Annotated in this window: 3 protein-coding genes; all 3 read right to left on the bottom strand. The window is 66.7% G+C overall.

Going from position 1 to position 13491, the window contains the following annotated elements:
• Nucleotides 1–123: 123 nt before the first annotated feature.
• A complete protein-coding gene (locus ON32_RS19995) occupies nucleotides 124–753 on the bottom strand; it encodes an Rv0361 family membrane protein (protein WP_157224259.1) in 630 nt (209 codons plus the stop codon).
• A gap of 322 nt (nucleotides 754–1075) precedes the next feature.
• Nucleotides 1076–3832, bottom strand: a complete 2757-nt coding sequence (locus tag ON32_RS19990) for an amino acid adenylation domain-containing protein (protein ID WP_051133488.1) — start codon at nucleotides 3830–3832, stop codon at nucleotides 1076–1078.
• 254 nt (nucleotides 3833–4086) lie between these two features.
• Nucleotides 4087–13257 (bottom strand): non-ribosomal peptide synthetase, encoded by a 9171-nt coding sequence (locus ON32_RS19985; RefSeq protein ID WP_157224258.1) that lies wholly within the window; start codon nucleotides 13255–13257, stop codon nucleotides 4087–4089.
• Nucleotides 13258–13491 lie beyond the last annotated feature (234 nt).

Genomic DNA, 13491 nt, shown 5'->3' with positions numbered 1-13491 from the left:
CCGAGCAGGCTGTCGGGAATGCCGGTCGTTCGGATGGAACGGTCATACGGCGCATGGGGTTTCGAGGACCGTGCCGGCCGTGCGCCCGGCCGGCACGGTGGAACGGCCGAGGGATCCACCCTGTCACGGCAAGTCGAGCAGGCCGCACACCTTCCATTCCCCGTCTTCCTTGACGAGATCGTAAGTGACCGTCTGGTTCAGGCTCTCGCCCGCGATATTCATCGATATCGCGACGGTGAACGTCCCCGAGTTGCTGCCCTCGGGAACGTTGACGCTTTTCAGGGTGGACTTCGCCGACATATCCATATCAGGAATACCGGTCGGCTGCGGTCCGAGAGACTCTTGCGCGTCCTTGATCTTGTCCAGATCCGCCTTGCACAGCAGATCTTCCTGGTTTCCGTTGCTGTTCACGAAGGCCTGCGCCACCGCGCGCGGATCATCCTGATCGGTGCCCCCGGTGCCGTTATCGGAGACCAGGAGAAAAATACCGACCCCGGCGGCGACGACGAGGACCACCACCACACCCAGAACTGCGAACAGCACCTTGCTCCCGCCGCCTCCGGAACGTTGTGGCGGGTATCCACCCTGCGGCGGATAGGGCTGCGGTCCGGGCCCCGGAGGCTGCATACCGTATTTCGGATACTGTTGGGGCGCACCGCCATAGGGTCCCACCTGCTGTGGTGATGGCCCGGGCTGCCAGGCTCCGGGCGGGTAGTGCGGGTTCTGCGGGTTGGGTGGCTGGGGGTGAACCATATCGAGTTATTTCCTATCTCGGGTGTCCGTGTACCGATACCCGGTGGCGCCGGGTCGACGGTGAGAAGGCCGGTGGGTGAATCCCGATGTTCGACCTACCGGCAACGGACCATGGGCGACCATTCGGTGTCGTCACCGTAACAGGTGTTCCGATATCGGGATACCGCAGTCCCGCTCCGATTTCGAGGGCGAAAATCTCGAATATCGCCCCTCGTATCCGTGACACAGCGGGGTTCGTGCGCCGGTGATCGCCAGTTCTCGTCGCGAAAACACTTGCCGTATATGGGGTTACGGCGCAGTTGGGTGGTGGTTCGGGAGAGGCTCAGGCGGAACGCGAGTAGCGGACGTCGGCTCGGTCGCCGTTCCACGACGCCATCAGAATCTCGGCGATCCGGGCGAATCCGGTGGTGGATGCCATATTGTCGTGTGTGGTCGGTATCGCGTGATCATGAACCGTGCCGGCGACGATCTCCGCCCAGCGCGCCGCGCCGCACTCACCGGTGGGATCGTCGAGCGCAGGGGTGAAGTAGACGACGTCGCCGTGATAGGTCGAGGGGTGGTAGGTGTCACGCATGTCCATCGAACGCGCCGCCGCGTTCAGCAGCCGAACGATCCGGTCGGGGCCGAGCGAGGCGAACGGTTCGGGGAGTTCCGCCACCAGTCGAGGCAGTTCGGTCCAGTCCCCGGTGGTACCGGTGAATTCCCCGAGTAGTTCGAGCACCTGCGTTCTCCAGACCGCACCGACGCCGGCGCCGGCGGAGCCGACCGCCATCCGGCCGTCCATGATCGCGAGAAGGTCGATTCGTTCCCCGGCGCCTTGCAGTTGTACCGCGATCTCGTGGGCGAGCACACCCCCGAACGACCAGCCGAGCACATGGTAGGGCCCTCGGGGCTGCGTCGCGCGGATCAGCCGCACATAGTGCGCTGCCCATTCCTCGATACTGTCCGGCAGCGGCGTATCCGTGGCGAGTACGGGCGATTGCAGACCGTAGATCGGATGGCGTGGGGACAGATGGGTGGACAGGCCCGCGAAGGGCCAGGACATCCCGGAGACGGGGTGGACGCAGAACAGCGGTGCGGTCGACCCGGTGGTGCGTATGGGCAGCACCATGTCGAATGCCGTTTCGGCGCATATCGCCTCGACGGGTCCGAACAGTCGGGCCGTCGGTGACAGGGTCGGCTCGACCAGCCGTTCGGCCAGGTCCGTGACCACGGGGGTGTCGAACAGCAGACTCACCGGTACCGGGAGTCCCAGGGCATCGGCGATACGGGCCGCGGCTTTGGCGGCGAGCAGAGAGTTGCCGCCGAGGTCGAAGAAATTGTCGTCCGCGCCCACCGGTCGTGTCGCGGAACTCTCGGACGGCGACAGCACCGCCGCGAACGTCTCGGCGATCAGCAGGGCGATCGGTGTGTCGGGTGTGCGAAACGGTCGGGTGTGCAATACCGGCTCGGGCAGGGCCGCGCGATCCAGTTTGCCGACGGGGGTGAGCGGCAGTTCGTCGAGAACCGTGATCGTGGTCGGCAGCATGGATGCGGGCAGGGTTTCGGCCAGGAATTCCGTGAGTGCGGCGATGTCCGGTTGCACTCGTGTGCTTTCTCGGTTCGTCGGGGTGTGCGGCGACAACGCGTGGTCGTCGGTTCGCTCGGAGTGTGTCGGCCGGGGCAGGACGTAGGAGACGAGTGCCGGTGTGCCGGAGGGGAGTGTGGTGCCGACGGTGATGGCGTAGTCGATATCGGGATGCGCGGCGAGGGTGTTGTCGATTTCGTCGAGTTCGATACGAAGGCCGCGAATTTTGACCTGGGAATCGGCTCGACCGTGGTATTCGAGGGCGCCGGCGGGAGTGCGGCGGACGAGGTCGCCGGTGCGATACATACGGGCACCGGTGTTGTCGGTGGGGAAGGGGTTGGCGAGGAAACGCTCCGCGGTGAGCGCGGGACGGTGTAGGTATCCGAGGGCGAGGGCGGGACCGGTGAGGTAGAGCTCGCCGATCACCCCCTCGGGGACGGGTCGCAGGTGAGGGTCGAGGACGTAGGTGCCCATGGCGGGGACGGCGGTGCCGATATGCACCGGGTCTCCCGGCCCCAGTGCGTCGCTGCCGGTGGCGATGATCGTGGCCTCGGTCGGTCCGTACAGGTTGTGGACGGACCGATCCGCGCGGGCCCAGCGCGTCACCGCCTCCGAGCCCAGCCGTTCGCCCGCGCAGATAACGGATTTCAGGGCGTTCGGGCCGGCGGGATCCAGGGATTCCAGCACGCTCGGTGTGACGCACAGATGGGTGACCTGTTCGCGTTCCAGCAGGTCGGTGAGGCTTGCGCCGCCGAAGACGGTCGGTGGCACCACCACCAGTGTGGCGCCGGTGGAGAAGGCGAGCAGCATTTCCAGAACCGAGACGTCGAAGCTGGGGGAGCACAGGTGGGCGATCCGTGATTCACGGGTCACCTTGTGCCGGGACACTTCGTGTTCGACGAGGCCGGCGAGCCCTTCGTGGGTCACCGCCACCCCTTTGGGACGGCCGGTCGAGCCGGATGTGAAGATCACATAGGCGATATGGCCGGAGGTCAGCGGACGCAGCCGGTCCAGGTAACATACCGGGTGCGCGGGCTGCGCGGTGATCCGGTTCCGCTGGATGGGATCGTCCAGTTCGATCCACACGGTGCCGGTACCGCCGAGCGCGGCGCGATGAGCGGAGACGGTGATCCCGAGTGTGACACCGGAGTTGGCGAGCATGAACGCGATCCGGTGCGGGGGGTATGTGGGATCGATCGGGACATAGGCGGCGCCCGTTTTCGCCACCGCCCATACGGCGAGAACCGATTCCACCGAGCGGGTGATCGCCACCGCGATGAAATCGCCGGGCCCGGCGCCGTGGGCGATGAGATACCGCGCCAGTCGTGACGATTCCTCGTCGAGTTCCCGGTAGGTGAGTTCGGTCCGGCGGGTAGGAGTCGCGGTGGTGGGGCATCGGACCGCCATGGCATCGGCTGCGGTATCCACCGCGGCTCCCAGCAACTGGGGGAGCAGGGGATACCGGCAACGAGAATGGGGGGCGCGACGTGCGGGACGACGGGTGGCGGTCATGCGGTGCCCTATCACTCTCGAATGGCTCGATGCCCGCATCGTCCCTGGGTACGCGGAGATATCGCCCGCGTATGGCCATGGCCGAGGGGCGAATCGGACATTAGCGAACGAATGTCCCATCGGGGTGGGATATGAGTTGAGGGCAGATGGGCGCGATCGGTGTGCGCCCGTCGTTCGGAATCGCAAATGCCAAGCTATTTAACGGAATTTCATGCTATTTATATTGAACATAGCAATCCGCTATGTGATGTAAATCATTCATCTCCTTCTTCTGCTATTACCTTCTCGCCGTCGATATCCCCGGTGTCCCACAGAGCCGTCAAGGCCCGGGCGATCCGAGCGAGCCCGGCAGCCGAGGTCATCCGCCAGTGAGTGGTCGGGACCGCGACATTGTGGACGGTGCCGTCGACGATCTTCGCCCACAGCGAGGCGCCGACCCGTCCGGTCGGGTCGTCGACCGCGGCGGTGAAATACACGACGTCGCCGCGATACACCGCCGGTCGATAGTCACTGCGCAACTGCACCGAATGCGCCGCCGCGTCGAGAATGCGGGTGACCCGGTCGGCGCCGAACGACGCGAACGGCTCCGGGAGTTCGGCGACCAGCCGAGGTAGCGTGGTCCAATCCAATTCCGCGAGATTGCCGAGGTCACCGGCCTGCTCCCCCAGCAGACCGCCCAGCAGCTCCGCCACCGGCACCTGCGCGGCGTTCCCGGCGACCGTGCTCGTCAGCGTCCCGGACGGATCGTGCATATAGGCGTCCATGACCGCCAGCAGCGCCACGTGTTCCCCGGCGTTCTGCAACTGCACCGCCATCTCGTGGGCGATGACACCACCGAAGGACCAGGCGAGCAGATGGTACGGGCCCGTGGGCTGTACCGAGCGGATCAGCCCGAGATAGTGGGACGCCCAGGTCTCGATGGAGTCCGGTAGCTCCGCGTCCGCCGCCAGCGCCGGGGTCTGTAGGCCGTAGAGCGGGCGGTCGGACGGCAGATACGCGGCCAGCCCCGCATACGACCAGGAGATACCCGAGACGGGATGAATACAGAACAGCGGTGCGGTCGAACCGGCCGGCCGCAGGGGGAGCAGGGGGTCGAAGGCCGCCTCGGTGTCGAGCGATCCCTGATGCGTATGGGCGAGCAGGTCCGCGGGGGTGGGGGCGGAGAACACCCGCATCACCGGGATCCGCGTGCCCAGCGCCTCCGACAATCGGGCGGTCAGCTTCACCGCTATCAGCGAATTTCCGCCGTGCTCGAAGAAATTGTCGTCCATACCGTAGCGGTCGACCCCGAGTACCTCGGCGAAGATACCGGTGACGGTCCGTTCGATCGTGGTGGTGGGCTCGCGGTAGGCGCGGGCCCGGAACCGCGGAGCAGGCAGGGCACGCCGGTCGAGCTTGCCGTTGGGGGTCAACGGCAGCTCGTCGAGGGGCATGACCACCGCCGGCACCATATAGTCGGCGAGTCGTTCCGATATCCGAATCCGAAGGGCCATCGGATCAAGGTCCGTGCCCGCGGTGGGAACGACATAGGCGACGATCCGATCCCCGACGGTGGTATCGGAGTGCACTGTGGCGACGGCCTGCCGTACCCCGGGACAACGCAGCAGCGCCGCTTCGATCTCACCGAGTTCGATCCGGAAACCACGCAACTGGACCTGCTGATCACCACGTCGAAGGTAAGCGAGTCCGATATCGATACATCCGGGCTCGTCGGCGGCGGGAAGTTCGGTGGTGCCGCCGCGTACCAATCGGGCGATATCGCCCGAGCGATACATCCGGGAACCGGGCGGCCCGAACGGGTTCGCGACGAAACGTGTCGCGGTGAGCCCGGGACGGCCCAGGTAGCCGCGGGACAGCTGCTGTCCGGTGACATGGATTTCCCCGGGAGCGCCGAACGGCGTGAGGCGGAGCCGGTTGTCGAGTACCGGGGTGGACAGACCGGGCAGCGGTCCGCCGATCGGACTGCCGGGGGTGTCCGCCGCGGACTCGTCCAGCGGCAGGAACGAGACGTGCACGGTGGTCTCGGTGATGCCGTACATATTGACCAGCCGTGGAGCCGGGCCACCGGAGCAGTGGTCGTACCAACGTCGCAGTTTCCGCGGATCCAGTGCCTCGCCGCCGAAGATCACATACCGCAGCGAGAGATCTCCGTCCGCCGGGTCGGCATCGATATCGGCGTCGGCGAGCTGATAGAACGCCGACGGGGTCTGGTTCAGCACCGTCACTCGTTCTCGAACCAGTAATCGGCGGAACAGTTCCGGCGATCGAGAGGTGGCGTGGTCGACCACGACGACACTGCCTCCGGTGGTGAGCGCGCCCCACAGTTCCCATACCGAGAAATCGAAGGCGAAGGAATGGAACAACGTCCACACATCCGTGGTGTCGAAACCGAACAGCGGTCGGGTGTTCGCGATGAGTTCGGCCGCATTGCGGTGGGTCACCCCCACCCCTTTGGGCACACCCGTGGAACCGGAGGTGTAGATGACGTATGCGAGGTTGTCCGGACGTAGCGGCGCGGTGCGGTCGGTGTCGGTGACCGGTTCGTCGTCGTAATCGGTTTCCTCGGCGAGTGGTCCATCGATCGGAATCACCGGCAGTCCGGTCTCCGGTAGCTGTGACCGATGCTCGGATGTGGTGAGGACACAGACCGGCTTCGCGTCGGTGAGGACGAATTCCAGCCGCTCGGCCGGATAGGTGAGATCGATCGGGAGATAGGCGGCACCGGCGGTGAGCACGCCGAGTAGCGCGATCGGCAGCAGCTCGGTTCGCGGTACCGCCACGGCGACCAGGGACTCCGGTCCCGCGCCCGTGGCGATGAGCGCCCGCGCGATCCGGTTCGCATACCGCTGCAGGGCGTCGAAGGACACCGAGGTGGTGCCGAAGCGGACCGCCGTGGCCTCCGGATGGAATCGAGCCCGCGCGCCGACGAGTTCGGGCAGGGTGGCCGGTTCGAACCGATGTGCCGGGGTGTGGCAGAGAGCGGCCGTGCGCAGCGGCCGGCCTTCGTCGGGATCGAGGATATCGATCTCTCCGACCACGGTCGCGGGATCGGTGGCCACCGCGGTGAGGATCCGTTCGAACCGGCGTGTGAGCGCCTCGACGGTCGCGGTGTCGAAAAGGTCGGTGGCGTGGACGAACACCACCTCCACCTCGGCGGGAGAACCGTCGGCGGTGGATCGGGGGTCCACGATCACCTGCAGATCGAATTTCGCCGTCACCATCCCGGTGTCCACCGGGGCCACCGTCAGTCCCGGCAGTTCGAGTGTCGGCTGCTCGATGTTCTGGAACGACAACACCACCTGGACGAGGGGATGGGTGCCCGAGCGGTCCGGGGCGATCTCCTCCACCACCCGTTCGAACGGAACATCGGTGTGGTCGAGGGCCGACAGATCACCAGCGCGGACCTGATCGATCAGGTCGTGGAAGGTGGATCCCGGATGGAGCTCGGTGCGCAGGGCGAGGGTGTTGACGAACATTCCGACCAGATCGTCGAGGGCGCGATCACCACGACCGGCGACCGGTGTGCCGATGACGATATCGTCGCTGCCGGACACCCGCCCCACCAGCACCGCCAATGCCGCGTGGAACACCATGAACAACGAGGCGTTGTGCTCGCGGGCGATCCCGGCCAGCCGTTCGTGCAGTGGTGCGGGGACGGTGAGCACGGTCGAACCGCCACGGGACGACGTCACCTGCGGGCGTGGACGGTCCAGCGGCAGCTCCAACTGTCCCACGTAACCGGCGAGACGTGTACGCCAATAGGACAGCTGCCGGGCGGCAACGGATTCCGGATCGTCGAAGTCGCCGACGATCCGATGCTGCCAGAGCGTGTAGTCGGTGTACTGCACCGGTAGCGGGGTCCACGCCGGTGCGGTGCCGCCGACCCGGGCGGTATAGGCGGTCATCAGGTCACGGGCCAGGGGCGCCAGTGAGGCCCCGTCGGCGCAGATATGGTGCACCACGATGACCAGCAGGTGTTCTGCGCCGGAGCCGAAGAGCCGCAGTCGTACCGGCGCCGTGGTGGTTATGTCGAAACCGGTGGACAGCACTCGGGCGACCGTCTCGGTGATCTCCTCGGTTCCGCCGGATTCGACCGGCAGTCCGTTCGGCAGCACCGCGTCCACCGGCAGGGTCTGCTGATACGGCCGACCGTCGGCGTCGACGGGGAATCGGGTGCGCAGTGCCTCGTGGCGTTCCAGCACATCGCCGACCGCGCGTTCCAGGGCCGTCGGATCGAGGGCACCCGAGAGTCGGATGGCGAACGGCAGATTGTAGGCGGCCGAATCCGGATCCATGCGGTTGAGCACCCACATCCGCTGCTGGGCGAGCGACAACGGAACATGCTCGGGTCGGGTCGTCTGCGCCAGCGGTGGACGGGCGGTTCCGGTGCCGGGGTGCAACCGGGCGGCGAGCGCGGCAACACCGGGCGCCTCGAACAGGTCGCGTACCCCGATCCGGGTGTCGAGCGCCTCGTTCAGACGGGCCACCGCGCGTGTCGCGAGCAGCGAATTACCGCCGAGAGCGAAGAAATCGTCGTCGATTCCCACCCGTTCCACACCGATCAGTTCGGCGAACACCTCGGCAACCGACCGCTCGGCGGGCGTTCGGGCCGCGCGGTATTCCGCGGTCTCCACCACCGGTTCCGGTAGGGCGCGCCGATCCACTTTGCCGCTGGCGTTCACCGGAAGTTCCGAGAGAACGACCACCGCGGAGGGCACCATATAGTCGGGCAGCGCTTCGGCGAGCGCGTCCCGCAGCCGCCGGCGATCCACGATCTCGTCCGGGTGGGGAACCACATAGGCCACCAGCCGATCGCCCATGGACGACGACCGCACAGCCGCCACCGCCCGATCGACCGTGGGCTGTGCCCGCAGGACGCTCTCGATCTCACCGAGCTCGATGCGCTGACCGCGAATCTGCACCTGGAAATCGGTGCGGCCCAGGTAATCCAGCACGGCCGGTCGATCCGCGGCCGGCGCTCGCCAGACGACCAGATCACCGGTGCGGTACAGCCGGGTTCCGGTACCGAACGGGTCTGCGACGAAGCGCTGCGCTGTCGTTCCCGGCTGCCCCATATAGCCGCGTGCCAGCTGCACGCCTCCCAGATACAGCTCGCCCGGAACCCCCACCGGCACCGGTCGCAGCCGCGAATCCAGGACGTACACGCGGGTGTTCCAGCCCGGGCACCCGATCGTCACCGTCGCGCTCTCGTCCGGGCCGGCCGTCCAGGTGGTCACCGTGACCGTCGTCTCGGTGGGGCCGTACATATTGTGGACGTGGGCGTCGGTGACGGCGTGGATGGCCCGCACCGTATCGCGTGGCAGCGCCTCCCCGCCGATGAACAGATCCCGCAGTTTCGGCAGCGATCCGGGTTCGATGTGCGCCGCGACCACCTCCGCCATCGCGGGCACGAAATCGATTGTGGTCACCCCGTGTTCGGCCATCGCCGCGACGAGATAGGCCGGATCGCGATGTCCGTCCCGGGCGGCGACGACGACTTTCGCCCCCGACGCCAGTGGCATGAGATTGCCCCAGAACGAGATATCGAACGCTGTCGGCGATTTCTGCAGATACACGTCCCCGGGCCCCATGGGGTGGCGTGCCGCCATCCAGGTGATGTGGTTGTGGATGGCGCGATGCGTGATCAGGACGCCTTTGGGACGCCCGGTCGACCCGGACGTGAAGATCGCGTACGCCGGATGGTCCGGCACGAGCGGCCGGAGCAGTTCGGCGGAGCGAACCGGAGCACCGGAAATATGGTCCGGGACGGATGTCTCCAGATCGAGGACCGGGAGGTTCGGGGGAGTCGGCACCATATCGCCGGCCCGGGTGACAACGCACATCGGTTGGGCCGTGTCGAGCACATGGGCGATCCGCTCGGCCGGATGATCGGGATCCACCGGCAGGTAGGCGCCGCCCGCGGTGAGTATCGCGTACATGCCGACCAGATGGTCCACCGAGCGGCGTATCGTCAGCGCCACCAGGGACTCCGGTCCCACACCTCGGTCGATCAGGACGCGGGCCAGGCGGTTGACCCGAGCGTCGAACTCTCGGTAGGTGAGCTCGACCGTCGGGTCGGCAACGGCCGGGGCGTCCGGATACCGTTGTACCGCACGTCGATAGGCCTCGAGTACCGGTGCCGGGGACAGCGGACGCCGATTGGTGTTCCAGTCGTGCAGAACACCGGCGCGTTCGGCGGGGTCTAGTAGATCGATATCACCCACCGGCCGGTCCACCGATCGAGTGACGGCGGTCAGGATCGTGACGAGTCGGCGCGCGAATCCGGCGACGGTGGTCTCGTCGAACAGATCGGTGGCGTAGGTGAAGGCCGCCGACATCCCGAGCGGGACCCGATCCTGCTCGTGGGGGAGCACGGTCAATTCGAGATCGAATTTCGCCAACGGTACGGCGGGATCGAGGGCGGTGGCGGTCAGCTCCGGCAGTTCCAATGTCGGATAGGTGAAGTTGTGGAAGTTGAACACCACCTGGAACAGCGGGTGATGCGCATTGGACCGGGTCGGGGCGAGTAGCTCCACCAGCCGTTCGAACGGCACGTCGGCATTGGTGAGCGCCTCGATATTGCGGGCGCGTACCTGATGTAGCAGTTCGGCGAAGGTGAGATCGGAATCGATCTCGGTGCGCACCGGGAGGGTGTTGACGAACATACCGATAAGATCACCGAGCGCGGCGTGATCGCGGCCCGCGGTCGCGGTGCCGACGGTGATGTCGCGGGCGGTCGACAGACGACCCAGCAGCAGCGCGAATGCCGTGTGCATCACCATGAACAGGGTCGAGTCGTGTTGCTGCGCCAACCGTTGCAGCGCCGCGTGCAGTGAGACGTCGATGGAGAATTCGTAGGTGGCGCCCCGGCCGGAGAACACCGCGGGACGGGGCCGGTCGGCGGGCAGATCCAGGGTTTCCGGTAGGCCCGCGAGGCGGTCTCGCCAGAATTCGAGCTGCCTGCTCAGCAGCGAATCGGGATCATCCTCGGCGCCGAGCAGTTCGCGTTGCCACAGGGTGTAGTCCGCGTACTGCAGGGCCGGCGGGTCCCATGTGGGGGCCGTACCGGCGCGGCGGGCCGAATAGGCGGTCATCAGATCGCGGGCCAGGGGCAGCAGGGACGATCCGTCGCCGGCGATATGGTGGATCACGCAGATCAACACATGCTCGGTATCGCCGGTCCGCAGCAGATGCACCCGGATCGGCGGTGCCGCCGTGACATCGAAGCCCTGGAGCACCACCGCCACCAGGTGGTCGACCAGGTCCGAATCGGCGATGGTGTGCACCGGCAGGTCGGGAACCACCCCTGGCTCGGCCGGATCGTGAACACGCTGGTAGCCGACCCCGTCGTATTCCGGGTAACTGGTGCGCAACACCTCGTGTCGCGTGACGAGATCGATGATCGCGGCCCGCAACGCCGATACATCCAGTCGCCCGGTCAGGCGGACCGCGAGCGGGATATTGTTGTTCGCGGCCGTCGGGTCGTATCGGTTGAGGAACCACATCCGCCGTTGGGCGTACGACAGCGGGATACGCTCCGGCCGCGGCATCGGGCGCGGTGCGGCGACGTTCCCGGTCGGCCGGTCGGTCTGCTCGTCCAGCCGAGCGGCGAGTTTCGCCACCGTCGATGCGCCGAACAACCAGGTCACCGGGACCCGGCGTCCCAGTATGGTCCCGATCCGAGCCACGGCCTGGGTGGCGAGAAGGGAATTGCCGCCGAGGTCGAAGAAGTCGTCGTCGGCGCCCACCGGCCGGTCACCCGCCGGGTGCAGCAGCGCGGCGAAGGTATCGGCCACCAACTGTTCGGTGGAGGTCGTCGCCGCCCGGAACCGGCGCGTGCCCAGCATGGGTTCCGGTAGCGCGGCACGGTCCAGTTTCCCGACGGGGGTCAGCGGTAGTTCATCGAGCACCATGATCGCGGCGGGGATCATGGGAGCCGGGAGGGTCCGGGCGAGGAACTCGGTGAGCTCGGCGGTGTCCGGTCGTACCCGACCGCCTTCGGTGGTGACGCGGGGCAGCACATACGACACCAGGGCCTGCGCGCCGGAGGGCAGCATGGCGCCCACGGTGGCGGCGTAGTCGATATCGGGGTGGGTGGTGAGGATGTTGTCGATTTCGTCGAGTTCGATGCGCAGCCCGCGGATCTTGACCTGGAAGTCGACCCGACCGTGGTATTCCAACGTTCCTGTCGAGGTGCGACGTACCAGGTCGCCGGTGCGATACATGCGGCCGCTCGTGGTCTCGAACGGGTTGGCGACGAAACGTTCCGCGGTCGCTGCCGGTCGGGCGAGATAGCCGAGGGCGAGGGCTGGACCGGTCAGATACAGTTCGCCGATCACTCCCTCCGGTACCGGCCGCAGATAGGAGTCGAGGACATAGGTGCCCATGGCGGGGACGGCGGTACCGATATGGACCTGTTCGCCCGGCTTCAGCCCGTCGGAGCAGACCGCGAAGATCGTGGTCTCGGTCGGTCCGTACCCGTTGTGCACCCGACGTCCGGGGCGCGTCCAGCGCGCTACCGGTTCCGGCCCCAGTCGTTCCCCGGCGCAGACGATCGTGCGCAGTTCGTTCGGGTGATCGGGATCCAGCGATTCCAATACGCTCGGGGTGACGAACAGATGCGTGATCCGTTGCCGGCGCAACAGTTCGCCGAGTTCGGGGCCGCCGAAGACCGTCGGGGGCACGATCACCAGAGTGGCTCCGACGGAGAATGCCACCAGCATTTCGATCAGCGAGACGTCGAAGCTGGGCGAGCACAGTTGGGCTATCCGGGATGCCCGGGTCACCCCGCGTCGGGATATCTCGGATTCGACGAGCCCCGCCAGACCTGTGTGGGTTACCGCCACCCCTTTGGGGCGCCCGGTCGAACCGGAGGTGAAGATGACATACGCGATGTGCTGCGCCGCCACCGGTCGCAAACGATCGGCGTAGGACACCGGATGCGCGGGGCGGTCGGCGATCCGATCCCGCTGGACGGGATCGTCCAGTTCGATCCACTCGACTTCGGGGGCGGTCCGGACGCTGCGATGTTCGGTGACCGTGATACCGAGCGTCACACCCGAATCGGCGATCATATGCGCGATTCGGTTGGGCGGGTAGGTGGGGTCGATCGGCACATAGGCCGCACCCGTTTTCGCCACCGCCCACACCGCCAGGATCAATTCCACCGAACGGGGCAGGGCCACCGCGACGAAGTCCCCCGGGCCCACGCCGTAATCGATGAGATGACGCGCCAGTCGCGCGGACTCCTCGTCGAGTTCCCGGTAGGTGAGCTCGCGCCGATCGGTGGGGTTGCCGGTCGGGTCGAAGCGGACCGCCACCGTGTCGAACGCCGTGTCCACGGCAGCGGTCAACAGTTGGCCGAACAGCAGGTGCCGTGATCGAACGTGTTGGACGCGGCGGGTGGAGCGACGGGTTGGGGCCATTCGGTGCGGTATCACTCTCTGGTCGATCACGGTCCGCTTCCGTATGGTCACCGGGCGTTTCGAACGCCCGTGGCCCGCACGGAGAGCGTGGGTGAGACCTTATCGAATCCGGGGCGGTTCGATTGGCGGGCGTGCCCCCCGAACCAGGGGCCTGCGCGGCCGGTCGAAGTCCTCGGAGGAATGTGGAACGGCGTCGTCCGCAGATCTCGGGCAATTTCCGCTTCGGAATGGCGT

This window comes from Nocardia paucivorans NBRC 100373, assembly GCF_000308675.1.
In the GTDB taxonomy this organism is placed as follows: domain Bacteria; phylum Actinomycetota; class Actinomycetes; order Mycobacteriales; family Mycobacteriaceae; genus Nocardia; species Nocardia paucivorans.
This window is presented reverse-complemented; position numbering and strand designations above follow the sequence as displayed.